The sequence below is a fragment of the Microbacterium hominis genome, from assembly GCF_013282805.1.
GTDB classification, from domain to species: domain Bacteria; phylum Actinomycetota; class Actinomycetes; order Actinomycetales; family Microbacteriaceae; genus Microbacterium; species Microbacterium hominis_B.
In genome coordinates, this window is sequence record NZ_CP054038.1 from 2459852 (window position 1) to 2480033 (window position 20182).

Here is a 20182-nt window from a genome sequence, read left to right on the forward strand (position 1 = left end):
GCATGCCGATTCCGACCGAGACGCTGGCCCCGCGCCCCCTGCTGCGCGACGAGGTGTTCGTGCGCCTGCGCGACGCGATCGTCGACGGCACGCTCGCGCCCGGCGAGCAGCTGCGCGACGGCGACGTCGCGACCTGGCTCGGCGTCAGCCGCACCCCCGTGCGCGAGGCGCTGCTCGAACTCGGCCGTGCCGGCCTGGTGAACGCCCTCCCCGGCCGATCGACGGTCGTCGCGCCACTCGAGGAGGCGGGCGTCCGCGAAGCGCAGACGGTCGTCGCCGCCATGCACCGCCTGGCCGTGCAGCACGCGGTGCCCAAGATGACCGCCGTCGACCTCGACCGCATGCGCGCGGCGAACGCGCGCTTCACGGCGGCGCAGGAGGCGGGAGACGTGGATGCCGCGCTCGCCGCCGACGAGGCGTTCCACGCCGTCGCACTGGACGTGTGCGGCAACTCCGCAGCACGCGCCGTCATCGGCCGGCACGAGCCCGTCCTCCACCGCGCGGAGCGTCTGCGCTTCGCGTCGGTCGAGGGGCGCGACTCCGCGCGCCGCCACGCCCGGCTCATCGAACTGTGCGCCGCCGGCGATGCCGCGGGGGCGGCATCCCTGGCCGAACAGACCTGGCAGAGCCTCACCGTCGACGGCTCCCCCGCGCCGACCGCCGACACCGCGACCGAGGAGACTCCGTGAAGCTCGACCAGTTCCCCCGCCACCCGCTGACCTTCGGGCCCAGCCCCCTCCAGCACCTGAAGCGCCTGACCCAGCACCTCGGCGGTGCGCAGGTCTGGGCCAAGCGCGAAGACGTCTCCAGCGGCCTCGCGTACGGCGGCAACAAGGTGCGCAAGCTCGAGTACATCGTGCCCGATGTCCTCGCCTCCGGCGCCGACACCCTCGTCTCGATCGGCGGCTACCAGTCCAATCACACCCGCCAGGTCGCCGCCGTGGCCGCCCACCTCGGGCTGAAGGCGCGCCTCGTGCAGGAGAAGTGGGTGCCGTGGGACGACCCGGTGAACGACAAGGTCGGCAACATCCTGCTCTCCCGCATGATGGGCGCCGACTCGCGACTCGACGAGGCGGGCTTCGACATCGGCATCCGTGACTCGTGGAAAGACGCGCTGCGTGAGGTGGAGGAGGCCGGCGGCACGCCGTATCCGATCCCGGCGGGCGCGTCGGAGCATCCCCTCGGGGGCCTCGGCTTCGCCAACTGGGCGTTCGAGGTCGCCGAGCAGGAGAAGCAGCTGGGCGTCTTCTTCGACACGATCGTCGTGTGCACGGTGACCGGCTCCACCCACGCCGGCATGATCGCCGGGTTCGCCGCGCTCGAAGAGCTCACCGGCGTGAAGCGCCGCGTGCTCGGCATCGACGCCTCGGCGACCCTCGAGAAGACCCGCGACCAGGTCGGCCGCATCGCGCGCAACACGGCAGCGCTCATCGAGCTCGGACGGGATCTCCGCGACGACGAGATCCGGGTGCTCGAGGGCTGGGCGGGCGACCTGTACGGCATCCCGGTCGACTCCACCATGGAGGCGATGGCGCTCGGCGCGCAGCTGGAGGCGATGATCACCGACCCGGTCTACGAGGGCAAGTCGCTCGCCGGCCTCATCGACCTCGTGAAGAGCGGCGACATCCCATCGGGCTCGACGGTGCTCTACGCGCACCTCGGCGGACAGCCCGCGATCAACGCGTACCACTCGCTCTGGTCGTGACGCGGCCGGCTGCCGCGGGCCCTCAGAGCCCCGGCAGCCCCGGCAGGCCGTCGAGTGAGACCGCGTTGTTCTGCGCCTGATAGCGCGCGACGCCGGCGGGGCCCTTCTTCTCGGCCCACGGACCGATGATGTCGCGGTCGGCGACGAAGTCCATCTGCGGCACCCCCCACCCGCAGGAATCGGCGATGCGCTCGACGTCGACGACGATCACGGCACGGGCGCCGATGTGACCCGGGTGATCGGCCGACACGCTCGTGAAGAGGGGGTCTCCGCGAAGCACGATACGGCCGCGACCGTGGAGCCGCACGATGCGCGGCCGCGCATCGAAGGAGCAGAACATCAGCACGATGCGGCCGTTCTCGCGCACGTGCGCGCTCGTCTCGGCGCCGCTGCCGGTGAGATCCAGCCATGCGACCGTGCGCCCGTCGAGGATGCTGAAGCTGTCGAGTCCGCGCGGGGAGAGGTTCACGCGGCCGTCTGCGGCCAGGGGCGCCGTCGCGACGAAGAACATGTGCTGACGACCGATCCAGCGCGCCAGCGCGCCGTCGATCTCCTCGAAGACCTTGCCCATGCCCCGAGTGTGCCACGGTGCCTAGGCTGGAGTGATGACCACCGTGCTCCTCACCGGCTTCGAGCCCTTCGGCGGAGATGCCGCGAACCCGTCGGGAGAGGCGGTGCACCGCGTCGCCGCGGGCTGGTCGGGCCCGGAGACGCTCGTGACCGCCGTGCTGCCGGTCGCCTTCTCGGCAGCGGCCGAACGGCTGCGCGCGCTCATCGCCGAGCACTCCCCCGACGCCGTCGTCGCCACGGGGCTCGCCGGCGGGCGCGCGGCGATCGGGGTGGAGCGCGTCGCCGTGAACCTCCTCGACGCCCGCATCCCCGACAACGACGGGCAGCAGCCGATCGATGTGCCCAGCGTCCCGGGCGCTCCCGCCGCGGCGTTCGCGACCCTGCCGGTGAAGGCGATCGTGCGCGATCTGCGCGCCGCCGGCATCCCGGCGGAACTCTCGTACAGCGCGGGAACGTACGTGTGCAACCACGTGTTCTTCTCGGCGCTCCACGCCGTCGACCCGGGCGTGCGCACCGGGTTCGTCCACGTGCCGTGGTCGGCTGAGCACGCCCCCGATTCCGACGCGGCGACGCTCCCGCTCGCGCAGATCGCGCGCGCGATCGACCTGGTCCTGCGCACGACCCTCGACGTCGACGTGGATGCCGCGCTCAGCGGCGGCACGCTCCACTGACCCACGCCTCCGAGCGCGGCATCCCCGGGCGCGCGCCCCACTGCCGCGCGCGACCCCGGCGGCCCTACACTGACCGCATGAGCACCGCGGGTGTGTCGACCATCGATGCGGCCGCCCCTGTTCCGGGGCGGCGCGCCGAGTCCGAGGCGGTCTACGCCGCTCTCACCGCCGGGGCGATCGGAGCCGTCTTCGGACTCCTCCTCTCGCTCCTCACCCCCGACCTCCGGCTGTTCGGCGACGCGAACCCGTTCGGGCTGTGGGCGGCATCCGGTGCCGCCGTCGTGGCCGCCGCGGCATCCACCATCGAGTACTGGCGGGCGCGCGGCCGCCCCGGGCAGGAGTGGCGACTGGCGCTGGCGCCGTGGAAGTTCACCGTCAACACGATCTCCGTCGTGATCGTGCACACCGCGCTGGCGTTCGTCGCCACGTTCGCGCTGTACCGGGTGCTGGCACTGGGCTTCATCGGCCTTCCGGTCATCACCTTCTGGGCGATCGTGCTCATGGCGGTGACACTGGGCCTCACGACCTGGATCGTGTGGCTGTCGGTGTCGGCGCTCACCACGCAGCGCATGACGTCGCTGCTGCTGGCGTTCATCGCGATCGGCACGCTGACCGCCATGGTCACCACCCCCGACCCCGCCTGGTGGGAGGTGCATTTCAGCCACCTCGGCACCTTCGAGGACGACCTGTCGAGCTGGGTGTTCAACGGCACGCTCATCGCCGCAGGCCTGTTCGTGACGACCTTCGCCGTCTACATCGCCAACGACATGCGCGCCCTCACCGAGGCCGGTGTCCTGAAGAACCCGCGTGGCATGCGCGTCGTGCCGAGCCTGTTCGTCGTGATGGGCATCATGCTCGCAGGGGTCGGGATCTTCCCCTTCGACGTGAACCTGACGCTGCACAACGTGTCGGCCTCGGGCATGGCGGTCATGTACCTCGTGCTGCTGGCGACCGGCCCGAACTTCCTCAAGGGGATGCCGCGCACCTACTTCGTCTCGGCGTGGGCGTTCCTGGCGGCGCTGCTCAGCTCTGTCGTGCTGTTCATCGTGCAGTACTTCCTGCTCACGGCGTTCGAGATCATCGTCTTCGCCCTCGTGTTCGGCTGGGTCGCGGTGTTCATCCGGTTCCTCGGCGTCGCCGGTCGCACCGACTGACGGGGCGTCCCGAGCGCGTCCAGCGCCGCCGGCGCATCAGTCGTCGAGGGCGGCGAGCGCGTCGGCGATCATCCGATGGCCCTGCGCCTCGAACGGGGCATCGCCGACCTGATGCGCCGCGCGCGGCATCCATTCATCGATCAGCGCCCGCTGGGCAGGAGACAGCCGGTCGGAGGGCAGCTCAGGCGGTGACGACCTGCGCGGTGCCGACGGGGGCATCGGGGCCCATCTCGGCGGCGATGCGGTTCGCCTCCTCGATGAGCGTCTGCACGATCTCGGCCTCGGGCACCGTCTTGATGACCTGCCCCTTCACGAAGATCTGGCCCTTGCCGTTGCCGCTGGCCACACCCAGGTCCGCCTCGCGTGCTTCACCCGGGCCGTTGACGACGCAGCCCATGACGGCGACGCGCAGCGGGACGGTCATATCCTTGAGCCCCTCGGTCACGTTGTCGGCGAGCGAGTAGACGTCGACCTGCGCGCGCCCGCACGACGGGCACGAGACGATCTCGAGCTTGCGTTCGCGCAGGTTCAGCGACTGCAGGATCTGGTGCCCGACCTTGACCTCCTCGGCGGGAGGGGCGGAGAGGGAGACGCGGATCGTGTCGCCGATGCCCTCGGCGAGCAGGATGCCGAACGCCGTCGCGCTCTTGATGGTGCCCTGGAAGGCGGGCCCGGCCTCGGTGACGCCCAGGTGCAGGGGCCAGTCGCCCCGCTCGGCGAGCATGCGGTAGGCCTTCACCATCACGATCGGGTCGTTGTGCTTGACCGAGATCTTGAAGTCGTGGAAGTCGTGCTCCTCGAACAGCGACGCCTCCCACACGGCGCTCTCCACGAGCGCCTCGGGCGTGGCCTTGCCGTACTTCTCGAGGAGGCGCCTGTCGAGCGAGCCCGCGTTCACGCCGATGCGCAGCGAGACGCCCGCCGCCTTGGCAGCCTGGGCGATGGCCCCCACCTGGTCGTCGAACTTGCGGATGTTGCCGGGGTTCACCCGCACCGCCCCGCAGCCGGCGTCGATCGCCTGGAACACGTACTTCGGCTGGAAGTGGATGTCGGCGATCACCGGGATCTGGCTCTTCTTCGCGATGATGTGCAGCACATCGGCGTCGTCCTGGCTCGGCACCGCGACGCGCACGATCTCGCAGCCGGAGGCCGTGAGCTCCGCGATCTGCTGGAGCGTCGCGTTGATGTTGGTCGTGGGGGTCGTCGTCATCGACTGCACGCTCACCGGCGCGTCGCCGCCGACCAGAACCTTGCCCACCCTGATCTGGCGGGTCTTGCGACGCGGAGCGAGGGTTTCAGGGACCTTGGGCATCCCGAGATTCACAGCAGGCACGCGCTCCAGCCTACGCGCCGCGCGCGCTCCGCGGCTGTGAACGGAGCGCCCTCGCGCGGTGTGGTAGGTTCACCCCATGTCCGCGTACCAGGCTTGGTGGCCCACCGCATAGGCGGTGGGTTCGCGTGACGACAGACCGCCCACGGGCGGTCTTCTTCGTTTCAGGGTGACCGCCTCCGACGAACGAAAGTCCGAGATGACCGGGTCCGCACAGCTCTCCCTCCCCGCTCTTGCCGCCAGCGGCATCCCGTTCGCCCTCATCGCGCGCGACGCCGCCACCATCGAGGTGCTCACCGGCGAGGTCGTCGACGTCGACCTGCTCGCCGACATCCCGCTGGTGGATGCCGCGGGGGCGCCGCGCGAGGTGCTGGCGCTGGTCCCCTACCGCCAGGTGCGCGAGCGCGGGTTCGTCTGCCACGACGACGGTGCGCCGCTGCGGTGCCTCATCGTCGGCGAGCGCACCCGGCTCACCCGCGAGGATGCCCTCGATCAGCTTCCGTCGGCGCCCGTGCCTCTCACCGATGCCGGGTTCGACATCACGGACGAGGAGTACGCCGACATCGTGCGGCGCGTGATCGCCGACGAGATCGGCCGCGGCGAGGGGGCGAACTTCGTCATTCGCCGCGACTTCACCGCCGGTGTCGGCACCGAGCCGGCGATCGCCGCGCTCACGTGGTTCCGGGCGCTCCTCGAGCACGAGCGCGGCGCCTATTGGACGTTCGCCGTCGTGACGCCCGGGCACATCGCCGTGGGCGCGAGCCCGGAGGCGCACGTGAGCGCCAAAGACGGTCTCGTGACGATGAATCCGATCTCGGGCACTTTCCGCCACCCCGCGGGCGGCGCGACGGCGGAGACCCTCAGCGCCTTCCTCGAGTCGACGAAGGAGACCGAGGAGCTGTTCATGGTGGTCGACGAAGAGCTCAAGATGATGAGCGCCGTGTGCTCCGACGGCGGCCGCATCACCGGGCCCCACCTGAAGGAGATGTCGCGCCTCACCCACACCGAGTACGTGCTGCGCGGGCGCAGCCGGCTGGATCCGCGCGACATCCTGCGCGAGACGATGTTCGCCCCGACGGTCACCGGCTCGCCCATGCAGAACGCCTGCACGGTGATCGCCCGGCACGAGCGCTCGGCGCGCGGCTACTACTCGGGCGTGGCGGCGCTGTTCACCCCGCGGCCGGCGCCCGTTCCCGCGGGCGAGCCGACGCACGACCTCGACGCGCCGATCCTCATCCGGACGGCCTATCTGCACAACGGCCGGCTCCGGGTGCCCGTCGGCGCGACGCTCGTGCGTCACTCCGATCCGTACGGCGAGGTCAGTGAGACCCACGGCAAGGCCGCCGGCGTGCTCGGCGCCATCGGGGCGGTGGCCCGCGACACGGCCGCGGAGGCTGCCGCCGTGGACGACGACGCGCCGACGGCGCAGCGTCGTCTGCTGGCCGATGATCCCGAGATCGCCGCGCTGCTCGCCTCGCGCAACGCACGCCTGGCCGCGTTCTGGCTCAACCCCCAGGACCCCGACGGGGGCGGGCCGTTCGCGGGGCGCTCGGCTCTCGTCGTCGACGCGGAGGACCGCTTCACGACCATGCTCGCCCATCAGCTGCGCCATCTCGGCCTGTCGGTCGAGATCGCGGCATGGGACACCGTCACGGACTCTCAGGTCGATGCGGCCGAGCTCGTGGTCGCGGGGCCCGGCCCCGGCGATCCGAGGGATGACTCCAGCGCCCGCATCCGTCGCATGCGCGACGTCGTCGCCCGCCGGCGCGGGGCCGGCGCCCCACTGCTGGCGGTGTGCCTCAGCCACCAGATCCTCGCCGACGCGCTGGGCCTGGACCTCGCCCCGCTCGGCGCGCCGCACCAGGGCGTGCAGAAGACCGTGGACGTGTTCGACCAGCCGGCATCCATCGGCTTCTACAACACCTTCACCGCGCGCGTGGCTCCCGGCACGATGACGGTCGGCGCGGCGGAGGTGTCGGCCGAGCCCGACGGGGCCGTCTACGCGCTGCGGGGCGAGGGCTTCGCCTCGGTGCAGGGCCATCTGGAGTCGATCCTCTCCCGCGACGGCATGACCACCCTCCAGCGGCTCGTCACGCACGCCCTCACCCCGGTGGGAGCCTGAGCCGCCTCTCGAGCAGGCGGCGCTCCGCCTCGTTCGCGGTGAGCTCCAGCGCGCGCAGGTCGGCGGCCAGTGCGAGGTCGTCGCGACCGAGCGCGCGCAGCGCCTCGGCGCGCACGGCGTGCCACAGGTGATAGCCGTCCAGCGTCTGTGCCAGGGAGTCGAGTTCGGCAAGCGCCTGCCCCGCGCCGTCGGCTTGGAGCACCGCCACCGCGCGGTTCAGCCGCACGATCGGCGACCCGTCGTACGCCAGGAGCATGTCGTAGAGCACGCGCACCTGCCCCCAGTCCGTGTCGGCGGCCGTGCGCGCGTCGGCATGGCACGCCGCGATCGCCGCGTGCAGCTGCCACCGCCCCGGGCGCCGCAGCGCGGCGGCCCGTGCGAGCGCGCGCCGGGCGTCGGCCACGAGCGCCGCATTCCACCGCGAGCGGTCCTGGTCGGCCAGAAGCACGAGGTCGCCGTCGACGGCGCGGGCGTCTTCCCGCGCGCGGTGGAACCCCAGCAGCGCCACCAGCCCGTGCGCCTCGGGCTCCCCGGGCAGCGCGGCGGCGATCACGCGCGCCAGCCACAGGGCATCGTCGGCGACGTCGCGGTCGGCGGCGGCGTCCGCCCCGGCCGCCAGATGCGCCTCGCTGTACATGACCGAGACGACGGTGAGCACGATGTCGAGCCGGTCGCGGCGCTCGGCGCCCTCGGGCACCCGGATCGGGATGCCGGCGAGCCCGATCTTGCGCTTGGCGCGCACGATCCGCTGCGAGGCCGCCTGCTCGCTCGACAGCGTCGCCCGCGCGATCTGGCGGGTCGTCAGACCGCATACGGCGCGCAGCGTGAGGGCGAGCTGGGCATCCGGCGACAGCGCCGGATGGCAGCACCCGAACAGCAGCGGAAGGCGCTCGTCGGGATCGGCGGCGCCGGTGACGGCATCCACCCGCTCCGGCTCGGCGAGCAGCGCCAGCTTGTCGCGGTACCGCTTCTCGCGGCGGAGCCGGTCGAGGGCGTTGTGCCGGGCGGCCTGGGTCAGCCAGGCGCCGGGCCGGGGCGGGATGCCGCGCGTGCGCCATTCGCGCAGGGCCTCCTCGATGGCATCGGCGACGGCCTCCTCGGCGATGTCGAGGCTGCCGATCGACCGGGTGAGCGCGGCCACGATGCGGCCTGCCTCCTCGCGCACGACCGTGCCGAGCAGGCGGTCGGATGCCGCGGCCGGACCCGCCTCGTCGGCGCCCCGCCCCGCGGCATCCGACGGCATCACTCGAACTGGCTGTAGTCGGTGACCATCGGGCGGATCTCGATGGCGGTGCCGGGGAACGTGAGCGAGGGCCAGGTCTTGACCAGCGCGATGGCGGCGTCCATGTCGGCGACATCGATGACGCTGAACCCGCCGATGACCTCCTTGGCCTCGGAGAACGGGCCGTCCACGACGAGCGCACCGCCGTCGCCGTATCTGACGGTCGTCGCCGTCTCGACCGGCTGCAGCTCGGCGCCGCCGTCGGAGATGTCGGCGCTGTGGTCCTGGAACCACTGGTAGATCTCGGCGTAGTCCGCCTGCCGCGCCTCTGCGGACTGCTGCCTGTCGAGCTCGGGCACCGAGGTGAACATGATGACGTACTTCACGGCCGTTTCCTTTCGTCAGGGGAACCGTTTCATCCCCTCAGCGAACGGACAAGGCCTATTTCGACACCCGCGGCGAAAATCTTCGCCGCCGTCCGCTCAGAAGAGCGAGACGGGGTTGACGAGGTCGGAGATGATCAGCACCGCACCCATGACGATGAGCCCCACGACGACGACGAAGGTCACCGGCACGAGCTTGGTCGCATCCACCGGCTTCGGCGCGGGCCGTCGGAACAGCTTCGCCCATGCCCGCTTGATGCCGTCCCACAGCGCGACGGCGATGTGGCCGCCGTCGAGCGGAAGCAGCGGCACGAGGTTGAAGACGAACAGCGCGATGTTGAGGGACGCCAGCAGCGAGAGGAAGCCCGCGACGCGGTTGAGCACAGGGGCCTCGGCCGCGGCCACCTCGCCGGCGAGCACGCCGGCCCCGACGACGCTCAGCGGGCCGTTCGGGTCGCGTTCCTGACCCGTGACGGTGGCGACACCGGTCTCCCACACCATGACCGGCAGCCGCCAGATCACCTGGGTCACCGCGCCCACCCGCTGGAGCGCCGCATCCGGACCTGCCCAGATCGGCTCGCGCACGTAGTCGACCTCCTGGCGGATGCCGGCGAAACCCACCTCTTCGGTGACGGTCTCACCGTTCTCGTCGACGACAGCGCGTCCCTGCTCGTCGGTCACCGCGGCCGTGGTCGTCGCCGGCGTCAACGAGAGCGTCAGCGGCGATCCGTCGCGCTCGACGACGATCGGGATCTGCTCGCCGGGGTGGGAACGGATGAGGGCGGAGGCCTCGGCGAAGGTGGTGACCGCCTGACCGTCGACGGACACGATGACATCGCCGGGCTGGATGCCGGCCGCGACGGCAGGGGCCGTCGGATCGCCGGGAGCGCACTCGGTGCGGCCGGAGTCTGCGGGGATCACGCACTCGCTGACGCTCGCCACGGTGGTCGTCGCCGTCTGCACTCCGATGCCGCTGAGGAGCACAGCGAACAGCACCATCGCGAACAGCAGGTTCATCACCGGGCCGCCGAGCATGATGATGACCCGCTTGTAGACGGGGAGCTTGTAGAAGACGCGATCGTCGTCGGCAGCCTGCACCGTCTCGTCATTCGCGGCGCGGGCATCCTGCACCATCGTGGCGAAGAAGCCGCCACCTGCGCGACCGGCTCGCGCCGCCGGTGAGGGCGGGTACATGCCTGCCATCGAGATGTAGCCGCCGAGCGGGATCGCCTTGACCCCGTACTCGGTCTCGCCGCGCCGCCAGGACCAGAGCGTCGGCCCGAAGCCGATCATGTACTGGCCCACCCGGACGCCGAACCGCTTGGCCGGCGCGAGGTGGCCGATCTCGTGCAGGGCGATCGACACGGCGAGCCCGATGACCATCAGGGCGATGCCGATGACGAAAGCGAGGATCTCCACACGCACACGCTACCCGCGCAAGCCTAGGAATCGGCCGCGAACAAGCGAGCCATTTCGCCTATGATTCCGGCAGGAGGGCGATGTGAACCCACGTCAGGTGCGCGCGCTGCGCGGATCAGGGGCGGCTGCGGCCGCGACCGTGATCGCGGCGACCTCGCACACCTTCGCGGGCGGCGGTGCGCCGCATCCCCTGCTCCTCCTGGTCATCGCGCTGCTGGCCGCCCCGGTGGCGACGCTCCTGGCCGGGCGCCGCCTCGCGCTGTGGCGGGTCGCGCTCACGGTCGGGGTGAGCCAGGGCCTGTTCCACGCGGCGTTCACGTTCCTGCACGCGACCCCGGCAGCAGGAGCGTCGGCGACGGCCGTCTCCCACTCGCACCACGGCCCCACGGCGACCGCGTCGCTGGACACCGCCCTCAGCGTGATCGCCCCCAGCCCCGCGATGGTGCTCGCGCACGCCGTGGCGGCGGTGCTCACCGTGTTCGCGCTGCATTCCGGCGAGCGCATGCTGCGCGGCCTCGTCCGCGGGCTGCGTGCGCTCCTGCGGCCCCTCGTGCCTGTCGTCGCGCCGGTGTCGCCGCGCGCTCCGCGTCCGCGCACTCCGCACCGCGAGCGCGCCGTCTCCATCTCGTTCGTCTTCGATCTGTCGGGCCGCGGCCCTCCTGCCGCGCTCCGGGCCGTCTGAGCCCGACTCCGCACAGCATCGCCCGTCGCGGCCCACGCCGCACGGTCCCTTTCGCGCATCCTGCGCACAGACGAACAACGAAGGACTCCTGTCATGACCGAGAACACCCGCGCCCGCGTGCGCCGTCCCACCCTCCTCGCCACGGGCATCGCCGCCGGCGCCGCCCTCGCCCTCGGAGCGCCGCTCGCGGCATCCGCCCATGTGCACGTCGACCCGGGCACGGCCGCCGCGGGCACCACCTCGACGCTCACGTTCGCCTTCTCGCACGGCTGCGAGGGTGCGGCGACCACCGCGCTGGTCGTCGAGATCCCGGATGCCGCCGCCAATGCGACTCCGATCGTGGCGGGCGGCTGGTCCGTCGACCGCGAGCTCGGAGACGACGGCGTGCCGACCACGGTCACCTATACCGCGGACACGCCGGTCGAGGACGGCCTCAAGGCCACCGTGAGCATGGACGTGCTCTTCGAGGAGGACGCCGCCGACACGACGGTCGCCTTCCCGATCGTGCAGCAGTGCGAGGAGGGCGAGAACGCCTGGGTCGAGATCGCCGAGGAGGGCGAGGACGCGCACGAGCTCGATTCGCCGGCCCCCGTCGTCGCGGTGGGTGCCGTCGCCGCGGAGGACGACCACGGTCACGCCGACGCCGCCGATGAGGAGGCGGAGGCCGCAGGCGACGCGCACGCCGACGCGGCGGGCACCACGGCCGACGCCTCGTCGGTCTCGGGCGGCGACCCTGTCGCCCGCTGGCTCGCCGGAGCGGGCCTGGCGGCCGGGCTCGCCGCGCTCATCGTGGTGATCGTGCGCGGTCGCCCCCGCCGCAGCTGAGCCGCACGACCGGAGAGGAGGGCGCCCCACGACACGGGGCGCCCTCCTCTCCGGGACGGCGCGGGTGCCCGCCCGCCGGGTGAGAAGATGGATGCGCCATGGCGACAGACACCCCCTCGAACCTGCCCCCCGTGCTGCGACCCGACGCTCCCCCGCGTCACACGCTGCGCGATCTCGCCGACCGCTTCGGCACCGCCGTGCGCGGCGACGTCGACGGCGTCGAGGTGACGGGATTGACGCTCGCGACCGCCGACCTGCGCGCCGGCGAGGCGTTCGTCGCGATCCGCGGCGCACAGCGCCACGGCGCGGAGTTCGCGGCCGCGGCCGCCGCGAAGGGGGCCGTCGCCGTCATCACCGATGCCGACGGCGCCGACATCGCCGCCGATGCAGGGCTGCCGATCGTCGTCGTCGACCACCCGCGGGCGCTGCTGGGCGACCTCTCCGCGTGGGTGTTCGGCACCGGGCCCGGCGACGACATCCCCCTCCTGTTCGGAACCACCGGCACCAACGGCAAGACGAGCGTCTCGCACCTGCTCGAGGGCATCCTCGGCCAGCTCGGTGCGGTCACCGGGCTCTCCTCGACCGCCGAGCGCCACATCGCCGGAGAGGTCATCGTGTCCCGGCTGACCACTCCCGAGGCATCCGAGTTCCACGCCCTGCTCGCCCTCATGCGCGAGCGCGGCGTCGAGGCGGTGGCCGTGGAGGTCAGCGCTCAGGCTCTCAGCCGGCACCGCGTCGACGGGCTCGTCTTCGATGTGGCAGGGTTCACCAACCTCTCGCACGACCACCTCGACGACTACGCCGACATGCGGGAGTACTTCGAGGCCAAGATGCCCCTGTTCCGCCCCGACAGGTCTCGTCGGGCGGTCATCTCCCTCGACTCGGCGCCCGGCGCGGAGGTCGCCGCACGCAGCGAAGTGCCCTCGGTCACCATCATCACGCCCGCGATCGCCGCCGACCCCTCCGCCGACGCCGACTGGACCGTCGAGATCCTCGACGAGCGTCAGGCCGGCACCGAGTTCCGTCTCACCGCGCGCGACGGCCGCACGCTCACCACGGTCGTCCCGGTCATCGGCCGGCACATGGCCGCCAATGCCGGGCTCGCGATCGTGATGATCCTCGAGGGCGGATACGCCTGGGACGCCCTGGTCGCGGCTCTCGACGGCGGACGCATCGACGCGTACCTCCCCGGGCGCACCCAGCTGGTCTCCGGCGAGACCGGCCCTGCGGTGTACGTCGACTTCGGCCACTCCCCCGACGCCTTCGAGAAGACGCTCGCGGCCGTGCGGCACGTGACACCGGGCACGGTGCTCATGCTGTTCGGCGCCGACGGCGACCGCGACGCGACCAAGCGCCACGACATGGGCCGCACGGCGGTCGAGGGCAGCGACATCCTGGTGATCACCGACCACCACCCGCGCTTCGAAGACCCCGACTCGATCCGCGCGACCCTCCTCGAGGGTGCGCGGCGGGCGCGCCCCGACGCTGAGATCCACGAGTTCTCGCCCCCGGAGCGCGCGATCGTCGAGTCGATCGCGATGCTCGGCGACGGCGACGCGATCCTCTGGGCGGGCCCGGGACATCAGGACTACCGCGACATCCGCGGCGTGCGCACCCCGTATTCGGCGCGGGAGCTCTCCCGTCGCGCGCTGCGGGCCGCGGGCTGGCCGGTGCCCGAGGCGCACTGGCCCGTCCCCTACCCCGAGGACGCCACCCCGTCGTCGGACCCGCTGCGCCCTTTCGACTCTCCCTGAGCGCGCGCACGGGCGGGCAGCCGGCGCGGCGGAACGCTCATGGAAGCGCTCCCAGCCTGTGGTCAGACCATAGGTGTAGAGTGGAGGAAACGGCACGCCGGGCCCGCTGCGACCGGTCCCGACGCGACCTGCTCCCAGAAGGAGAGGAAGCGACATGACCATCGTCAGCCCCGCACCGTCGGCCTTCGGATCCACAGACGGATCCGCCGACATCGCCCCCGCCGCCTGGACGGGCTTCACGCCCGGCCCGTGGCAGGACGCCATCGACGTCCGCGACTTCATCCAGCGCAACTACACTCCGTACACCGGCGACGACGCCTTCCTGGAAGGTCCGACAGCCCGCACGACGCGCGTGTGGGAGACCCTCGGCGGCATGTTCCCGCAGGAGCGCGAGGACGGCGTCTACGACATCGACCCGCTCACGCCCGCGGGCATCACGGCCCACGCTCCCGGCTACATCAGCGAAGACGACACGCTCATCGTCGGCCTCCAGACCGACGCCCCGCTCAAGCGCGCGATCATGCCCAACGGCGGCTGGCGCATGGTCGAAGGCGCCCTCGACACGTACGGCTATGTGGTCGACGACACGCTGCGCACCGTGTTCACGCAGTACCGCAAGACGCACAACCAGGGCGTCTTCGACGTGTATCCCCCCTCCGTGCGTGCGGCGCGCTCCTCGCATATCATCACGGGCCTCCCCGACGCCTACGGCCGCGGCCGCATCATCGGCGACTACCGGCGCGTCGCGCTCTACGGCGTCGATGCGCTGATCGCGGCCAAGAAGATGGACAAGCTCGACCTCGACACCCGCCCGTTCGGCGAGGAGACCCTGCGCATGCGCGAGGAGCACGCTGAGCAGCTCCGGGCCCTGGCCGAGCTGAAGACGATGGCCGCGAGCTACGGCTTCGACATCTCCGGCCCCGCCACGACCGCACGCGAGGCCGTGCAGTGGCTGTACTTCGGCTATCTCGGCGCCGTCAAGGAGCAGAACGGCGCGGCCATGTCGCTGGGCCGCACCTCGACCTTCCTCGACGCCTACATCGAGCGGGACCTGGCCGCCGGCATCCTCACCGAGAGCCGAGCGCAGGAGCTCATCGACGACTTCGTCATCAAGCTGCGCATCGTTCGGTTCCTGCGCACACCCGAGTACGACGCCCTGTTCTCGGGCGACCCGACGTGGGTCACCGAGTCGATCGGCGGGATCGGCGAAGACGGGCGCCCGCTCGTCACCAAGAACTCGTTCCGCTACCTGCAGACGCTCTACAACCTGGGGCCTGCCCCCGAGCCGAACATGACCGTGTTCTGGAGTGCGGACCTCCCGCAGGGGTTCAAGGACTTCTGCGCCCGTGTGTCGATCGACACCTCGGCCGTGCAGTTCGAGTCCGACGATCTCATCCGCGCCAGCTGGGGCGACGACGCCGCCATCGCGTGCTGCGTCTCGCCCATGCGGATCGGCAAGCAGATGCAGTTCTTCGGTGCACGGGTGAACCTCGCCAAGGCCCTGCTCTACGCCATCAACGGCGGCCGCGACGAGATCACGGGTAAGCAGGTGTCGCCCGCCCTCGCCCCGGTCGGAGACGGCCCCCTCGACTTCGACGATGTGCTCTCCCGGTTCGACGCGACGATGGACTGGCTGGCGCAGACGTACGTCGAGGCGCTCAACGGCATCCACTGGTCGCACGACAAGTACGCGTACGAGCGCCTCGAGATGGCCCTCCACGACAAGGACGTGCTGCGCACGATGGCCTGCGGCATCGCCGGCCTGTCCGTCGCCGCCGACTCCCTGTCGGCGATCAAGCACGCCGTCGTCACCCCCGTGCGCGACGAGCGCGGACTCGTCGTCGACTTCGTCACCGAGGGCGACTTCCCGACGTACGGCAACGACGACGACCGCGCCGACGCGATGGCCGTCGACCTCGTCGAGCGCTTCATGGCGAAGATCCGGCGCCACCCGATGTACCGCGACGCCGTGCCCACCCAGTCGGTGCTGACGATCACCTCGAACGTCGTGTACGGCAAGGCGACCGGCTCCACCCCCGACGGGCGCCGCGCGGGCGAGCCGTTCGCCCCGGGTGCGAACCCCATGAACGGACGCGACACGCACGGGATGCTGGCCTCGGCCCTCTCCGTCGCCAAGCTCCCCTACGACCAGGCGCAGGACGGCATCTCGCTCACCAACACGGTCGTGCCCAGCGGCTTGGGGCGCACGCGCGAAGAGCAGACGGCGAACCTGTCGGGCCTGCTCGACGCCTACATCGGCGCCGACGGCTACCACATGAACGTCAACGTGCTGAACCGGGAGACGCTCCTGGATGCGATGGCGCACCCCGACAACCACCCGCAGCTGACGATCCGCGTGTCGGGCTACGCCGTGAACTTCGTGCGCCTCACGCGCGAGCAGCAGCTCGACGTGCTCTCCCGCACCTTCCACGGCGCGATGTGACCCGCGCATGAGCGCGATCGCCCTGCCCGCCACCTCGTCGCCGACCGACGCGGCGCGCCTCGACGCGCCCGCCGGCCGGGTCCGACGCTCGGGCGCGGGCCTGCACGCGCTGGCGGTGTCCGATCTGCCGCGCGGCGAGCGACTGGCGGCGATGCGCCGCGGCGAGCTCGGCTCGGTGCACTCGTGGGAGCTCGTGACCGCCGTCGACGGACCCGGCACACGGCTGACGGTCTTCCTCAGCGGCTGCCCGCTGCGGTGCGTCTACTGCCACAACCCCGACACGCTCGCCATGCGCGACGGCGAGCCGGTGCTCGCCGACGAGATCGTCGCGCGCGTGCGTCGCTACGCCGGCGTCTTCCGTGCGACCGGGGGCGGCCTCACGCTCTCGGGCGGCGAGGTGCTCATGCAGCCGGCCTTCGCCGCACGGGTGCTGCGCGCGGCGAAGCGCCTCGGCGTGCACACCGCGATCGACACGTCGGGGTTCCTCGGCGCGAACGCGACGGATGCCCTGCTCCACGACGTCGATCTGGTGCTGCTGGATGTGAAATCCGGGGATGCCGCGACCTACGCGCGCGTGACCGGACGCGACCTCGCCCCGACTCTCGCCTTCGGCCGCCGCCTCGCCCGCCGCGGTCTCGACGGCCACGGCCCCGAAGTATGGGTGCGATTCGTCCTCGTGCCGGGCATCACCGACGACGACGCGAACATCGCCGCAGTAGCCGACTATGCGGCATCCCTCGAGGAGATCCGCCCGGGCACGGTCGGCCGCGTCGAGGTGCTCCCCTTCCACCAGATGGGGCGCGACAAGTGGCAGGCGCTGGGCCTGGACTACGAACTGGCCGACGTGGAGCCGCCGTCGGTGGGGGCCGTCGAGCGAGCGCGGGAGATCTTCCGCACCCGCGGGCTCACGACGTTCTGAGCGGGGCGCGTCAGCCTCGCCTCAGCCGTGCGCGGCGATCGCGCGATCGGCGGCCTCGCGCGCCCAGCGCTCGGCCTCGGCGAGCGAGGCGCGATCGAGCACCGCGGGGGCCTCGTGGTCGTCGACCACGCGCGCGACGGTGTCGACGATGTCGAGGAACCCGATGCGACCCTCGTGGAACGCGTCGACGGCCTGCTCGTTGGCCGCGTTGAACACGCCCGGGTAGGTGCCCGCCGCGCGACCGACCTGCTTGGCCAGGCGCACCGCCGGGAAGGCGTCGTCGTCGAGCGGTTCGAACGTCCACGCCGTCGCCGCGGTCCAATCCAGCGGCCGCCCGACGCCGGCGACGCGATGCGGCCAGTCGAGGCCGAGGGAGATCGGCAGTCGCATGTCGGGCGGGGAGGCCTGGGCGATGGTGGAGCCGTCGGTGAACTCCACCATCGAGTGCACGATCGACTGCGGATGGACCACCACGTCGATCTCGGCGTACGGCACGCCGAACAGCAGGTGCGCCTCGATGACCTCGAGTCCCTTGTTGACGAGCGTGGCCGAGTTGGTCGTCACCACGCGTCCCATGTCCCAGGTCGGGTGAGCGAGCGCCTCGGCGGGGGTGACGTTCGCCAGCGACGCGCGGTTGCGACCGCGGAACGGCCCGCCAGACGCGGTGAGCACGAGCCGACGCACCTCGGCGCGGTCGCCGCTGCGCAGCGCCTGGGCGATCGCGGAGTGCTCCGAGTCGACCGGAACGATCTGCCCCGGCCGGGCGAGGCGGGTCACCAGGTCGCCGCCGACGATGAGCGACTCCTTGTTGGCGAGCGCGAGCGTGCGGCCGGTCTCCAGGGCGGCCAGGGTCGGTCCGAGTCCGACCGATCCGGTGATGCCGTTGAGCACGACATCGGCGTCGACATCGCGCACCAGCTGCTCGGCCTCTGCGGCACCGAGCGCGACGTGCTCGACCCCGAACTCGCGGGCCTGCGCCTGCATGCCCGCGCGGTCGGTGCCGGCGGCCAGGCCCACGACCTCAAAGCGCGCGGGGTTCGCCCGTACGACGTCGAGGGCCTGGGTGCCGATGGATCCGGTGGATCCGAGGATGACGATGCGGCGCATCGGATCAGCCCCGCGCGAGGATCACTGAGCGGTCGCGGCGTGCTGCACGCCGATGATGTCGACGACGAACACGAGCGTCTCGTCCTGGAGCTCGTGGCCCTCGCTCGCGCCGTAGCCGAACTCCGGCGGGATCACGACGACGACCTGCGACCCGACCGTCTGCCCCTCCAGCGCCTGCTGGAAGCCGGCGACCACTCCCGTGGTCTGGAACGAGGCGGGCACGCCGCGCTCCCAGCTCGAGTCGAACACCGAGCCGTCCGACCACTTCACGCCCTTGTACTGGACCAGGACCGTGTCGCCGGTCGCCACCGTCGCGCCGTCGCCGAGCTTGAGGGTCCCCAGCTCCACCTCGGCGGGCGCGTCGCCACCGGGAAGGGTGATCTCCGGCTCGCCGTCGTCGGCGAGCTCGACCGTCGGCATCCCCTCGACGGGCTCCTGCGGCTCACCCCAGGCGGCCGTGGGCACCACGTCGAGGAGATCGACGATGTACACCTCGCCGCCGCTGGATTCGCTGGGCGGGAACGCCGCGACGACCCGCGTTCCGGGGGTGGCGCAGCCCAGGAGCTGCCCGAGCGGGTTGTCGGGCGAGATCTGCTGCGGCAGCACCGGATCGTCGCCGTACCCGACGCTGCCGAGCACCTCGCCGTCGTCGGCGCTGAAGGCCGTGAGCGCGTAGGACACGAAGTCGCCGGTCTCGACCGGATCGCCGTCGCCCTCGGTGATCACGGTGCTCTGCAGCACGTCGACCTCGGCGGGGAAGTCGAAGGTGGCGGTGGATTCCTCGCCGGTGTCGCCCTCGACCGTGACGGCGTCGGACACGGCACCCGGCGCGACGGCGGCGGCGCACAGGTCGCCGGCGGTGCCCGAGGGGGTGGGCTCAGCCTCGGTGGTGCCGGCGCTGCACCCCGCCAGGACGACGGCGGCCAGGGCGGCGACGGACAGGGCGGCGATAGGACGTGTACGCACGATGATCCTCTGTAAAGCGGAAGGGGGTGCACCCATCCTCCCCCACATTCGTCCAACGCACACCGGGAAGGTGCCATGCCGTGGCCGGAATGGAATCGGGGGTAGCCTCGATGGGTGACTTCCGACGATACTCCCGACGTCGAGGCATCCCGACCCGACCAGACGGCGTCCGAGTCCGAGCCCGCCACCCGCATGGGCCTGACCTATGCGCTGGGGCGCGGCGTGCTCACGCCGCTCGCACGCCTGATCTACCGCCCGCGGGTCGAAGGGAAGGCCACGGTCCCGCGGTCGGGGGCCGTGATCTTCGCGAGCAACCACCTGTCGTTCATCGACTCCATCGCGATCCCGGTCGCGGCGCCGCGCCCGGTGCACTTCCTCGCGAAGTCGAGTTACTTCGAGAAGCCGTTCTCGCGCTGGTTCTTCACCTCGATCGGCGCCATCGCCGTCAAGCGCGGCGCGGGGCAAGCCGCCCTCGACGCACTCGACCAGCAGCGCCGGCTGCTCGACGAGGGCAGCGCCGTCGCGCTGTACCCCGAGGGCACGCGCTCGCTCGACGGGCGTCTGTACAAAGGACGCACCGGCGTCGCCTTCCTCGCCCTGCAGACCGGCGCGCCCGTGGTGCCGGTCGGGCTCATCGGCACCGACAAGGTGATGCCCGTGGGCGCCAAGATGCCCTCGCTCAAGCACCGCATCACCGTGAAGTTCGGCGAGCCGATCGACCTGTCCCACCACGGCCCTGCCGAGTCGGGTCGGGCCCGCCGCCACGCGACCGACGAGATCATGGCCGCGATCCACGCGCTGTCCGGCCAGGAGTTGGCCAACGCCTACAACGAGGTGCCGGCGCATAACACGATCGAGCGCATCCGCCAGGCGCTCCCCCACGAACGCAAGTAGCCGCCGGTCCGCCGGC

The 20182-nt window shown here is 71.8% G+C and carries 18 protein-coding genes; 11 read left to right on the forward strand and 7 right to left on the reverse strand.

From position 1 onward, the window contains the following. The first annotated feature begins 2 nt into the window (after nucleotides 1-2). Nucleotides 3-689: a GntR family transcriptional regulator gene (locus tag HQM25_RS11190; RefSeq protein WP_172990300.1), complete on the forward strand. Its 687-nt coding sequence runs from the start codon at nucleotides 3-5 to the stop codon at nucleotides 687-689. Next, complete coding sequence (locus tag HQM25_RS11195) at nucleotides 686-1705, forward strand: 1-aminocyclopropane-1-carboxylate deaminase (RefSeq protein WP_172990301.1); 1020 nt, start codon at nucleotides 686-688, stop codon at nucleotides 1703-1705. The genes HQM25_RS11190 and HQM25_RS11195 overlap by 4 nt, the downstream gene beginning before the upstream one ends. Before the next feature lie 22 nt (nucleotides 1706-1727). Here the strand turns inward: HQM25_RS11195 and HQM25_RS11200 are convergent, their stop codons facing one another. After that, on the reverse strand, nucleotides 1728-2276 hold the full coding sequence (locus HQM25_RS11200) for a pyridoxamine 5'-phosphate oxidase family protein (RefSeq protein WP_172990302.1): 549 nt from the start codon (nucleotides 2274-2276) through the stop codon (nucleotides 1728-1730). A gap of 34 nt (nucleotides 2277-2310) precedes the next feature. Here HQM25_RS11200 and pcp point away from each other — a divergent pair, with 34 nt between their 5' ends. Further along, nucleotides 2311-2946: a pyroglutamyl-peptidase I gene (gene pcp / locus HQM25_RS11205; RefSeq protein ID WP_172990303.1), complete on the forward strand. Its 636-nt coding sequence runs from the start codon at nucleotides 2311-2313 to the stop codon at nucleotides 2944-2946. 77 nt (nucleotides 2947-3023) lie between these two features. Beyond that, nucleotides 3024-4100 carry a DUF998 domain-containing protein gene (locus tag HQM25_RS11210; protein WP_172990304.1) on the forward strand — a complete coding sequence of 359 codons (1077 nt, stop codon included), beginning with the start codon at nucleotides 3024-3026 and terminating at the stop codon, nucleotides 4098-4100. A gap of 181 nt (nucleotides 4101-4281) precedes the next feature. On the opposite strand, the gene ispG is transcribed toward HQM25_RS11210, so the two are convergent. Next, nucleotides 4282-5433, reverse strand: coding sequence for a flavodoxin-dependent (E)-4-hydroxy-3-methylbut-2-enyl-diphosphate synthase (gene ispG / locus HQM25_RS11215; RefSeq protein WP_172990305.1), 1152 nt, complete (start codon nucleotides 5431-5433; stop codon nucleotides 4282-4284). A gap of 196 nt (nucleotides 5434-5629) precedes the next feature. On the opposite strand from ispG, the gene HQM25_RS11220 reads away from it, so the two are divergent. Then, nucleotides 5630-7552, forward strand: a complete 1923-nt coding sequence (locus HQM25_RS11220; protein ID WP_172990306.1) for an anthranilate synthase family protein — start codon at nucleotides 5630-5632, stop codon at nucleotides 7550-7552. Here the strand turns inward: HQM25_RS11220 and HQM25_RS11225 are convergent. The 3 genes from HQM25_RS11225 to HQM25_RS11235 all read right to left on the reverse strand — a co-directional run bounded on the left by HQM25_RS11225 (nucleotide 7533) and on the right by HQM25_RS11235 (nucleotide 10576). Next, entirely contained in the window at nucleotides 7533-8795 is a 1263-nt protein-coding gene (locus tag HQM25_RS11225; RefSeq protein WP_172990307.1) for an RNA polymerase sigma factor, read from the reverse strand. The two genes, HQM25_RS11220 and HQM25_RS11225, sit on opposite strands and share 20 nt — an antisense overlap. After that, complete coding sequence (locus HQM25_RS11230; protein ID WP_172990308.1) at nucleotides 8795-9160, reverse strand: YciI family protein; 366 nt, start codon at nucleotides 9158-9160, stop codon at nucleotides 8795-8797. Before HQM25_RS11230 ends, HQM25_RS11225 begins: the two co-directional genes overlap by 1 nt. A gap of 96 nt (nucleotides 9161-9256) precedes the next feature. After that, nucleotides 9257-10576 carry a M50 family metallopeptidase gene (locus HQM25_RS11235; RefSeq protein WP_172990309.1) on the reverse strand — a complete coding sequence of 440 codons (1320 nt, stop codon included), beginning with the start codon at nucleotides 10574-10576 and terminating at the stop codon, nucleotides 9257-9259. 82 nt (nucleotides 10577-10658) lie between these two features. On the opposite strand from HQM25_RS11235, the gene HQM25_RS11240 reads away from it, so the two are divergent. From HQM25_RS11240 to pflA, 5 genes are all read left to right on the forward strand, one after another. Beyond that, nucleotides 10659-11258: a hypothetical protein gene (locus HQM25_RS11240; RefSeq protein WP_172990310.1), complete on the forward strand. Its 600-nt coding sequence runs from the start codon at nucleotides 10659-10661 to the stop codon at nucleotides 11256-11258. Nucleotides 11259-11351: 93 nt separating this feature from the next. Further along, the gene (locus HQM25_RS11245) at nucleotides 11352-12083 is read left to right on the forward strand and encodes a DUF1775 domain-containing protein (RefSeq protein WP_172990311.1); all 732 of its coding nucleotides are present in this window, start codon (nucleotides 11352-11354) and stop codon (nucleotides 12081-12083) included. Between the two features lie 98 nt (nucleotides 12084-12181). Then, nucleotides 12182-13837 (forward strand): Mur ligase family protein, encoded by a 1656-nt coding sequence (locus HQM25_RS11250; protein ID WP_172990312.1) that lies wholly within the window; start codon nucleotides 12182-12184, stop codon nucleotides 13835-13837. A gap of 154 nt (nucleotides 13838-13991) precedes the next feature. Further along, nucleotides 13992-16280: a formate C-acetyltransferase gene (gene pflB / locus HQM25_RS11255; protein ID WP_172990313.1), complete on the forward strand. Its 2289-nt coding sequence runs from the start codon at nucleotides 13992-13994 to the stop codon at nucleotides 16278-16280. A gap of 7 nt (nucleotides 16281-16287) precedes the next feature. Continuing rightward, a complete protein-coding gene (gene pflA, locus HQM25_RS11260; RefSeq protein ID WP_172990314.1) occupies nucleotides 16288-17199 on the forward strand; it encodes a pyruvate formate-lyase-activating protein in 912 nt (303 codons plus the stop codon). A gap of 21 nt (nucleotides 17200-17220) precedes the next feature. On the opposite strand, the gene dxr is transcribed toward pflA, so the two are convergent. Both dxr and HQM25_RS11270 read right to left on the reverse strand, forming a co-directional pair. Continuing rightward, nucleotides 17221-18306, reverse strand: a complete 1086-nt coding sequence (gene dxr, locus HQM25_RS11265; protein ID WP_172990315.1) for a 1-deoxy-D-xylulose-5-phosphate reductoisomerase — start codon at nucleotides 18304-18306, stop codon at nucleotides 17221-17223. A 21-nt stretch (nucleotides 18307-18327) separates the two neighbouring features. Beyond that, nucleotides 18328-19272, reverse strand: a complete 945-nt coding sequence (locus HQM25_RS11270) for an FKBP-type peptidyl-prolyl cis-trans isomerase (RefSeq protein ID WP_172990316.1) — start codon at nucleotides 19270-19272, stop codon at nucleotides 18328-18330. A gap of 114 nt (nucleotides 19273-19386) precedes the next feature. Here HQM25_RS11270 and HQM25_RS11275 point away from each other — a divergent pair, with 114 nt between their 5' ends. Continuing rightward, nucleotides 19387-20166 (forward strand): lysophospholipid acyltransferase family protein, encoded by a 780-nt coding sequence (locus tag HQM25_RS11275; protein WP_438803600.1) that lies wholly within the window; start codon nucleotides 19387-19389, stop codon nucleotides 20164-20166. Nucleotides 20167-20182: the final 16 nt, after the last annotated feature.

Coding starts and splice junctions, on each gene's coding strand:
- HQM25_RS11190 (WP_172990300.1), top strand. CDS start 3: ATGCCGATTCCGACCGAGACGCTGGCCCCGCGCCCCCTGCTGCGCGAC.
- HQM25_RS11200 (WP_172990302.1), bottom strand. CDS start 2,276: ATGGGCAAGGTCTTCGAGGAGATCGACGGCGCGCTGGCGCGCTGGATC.
- pcp (WP_172990303.1), top strand. CDS start 2,311: ATGACCACCGTGCTCCTCACCGGCTTCGAGCCCTTCGGCGGAGATGCC.
- HQM25_RS11210 (WP_172990304.1), top strand. CDS start 3,024: ATGAGCACCGCGGGTGTGTCGACCATCGATGCGGCCGCCCCTGTTCCG.
- HQM25_RS11220 (WP_172990306.1), top strand. CDS start 5,630: ATGACCGGGTCCGCACAGCTCTCCCTCCCCGCTCTTGCCGCCAGCGGC.
- HQM25_RS11225 (WP_172990307.1), bottom strand. CDS start 8,795: ATGCCGTCGGATGCCGCGGGGCGGGGCGCCGACGAGGCGGGTCCGGCC.
- HQM25_RS11245 (WP_172990311.1), top strand. CDS start 11,352: ATGACCGAGAACACCCGCGCCCGCGTGCGCCGTCCCACCCTCCTCGCC.
- HQM25_RS11250 (WP_172990312.1), top strand. CDS start 12,182: ATGGCGACAGACACCCCCTCGAACCTGCCCCCCGTGCTGCGACCCGAC.
- pflB (WP_172990313.1), top strand. CDS start 13,992: ATGACCATCGTCAGCCCCGCACCGTCGGCCTTCGGATCCACAGACGGA.
- pflA (WP_172990314.1), top strand. CDS start 16,288: ATGAGCGCGATCGCCCTGCCCGCCACCTCGTCGCCGACCGACGCGGCG.
- dxr (WP_172990315.1), bottom strand. CDS start 18,306: ATGCGCCGCATCGTCATCCTCGGATCCACCGGATCCATCGGCACCCAG.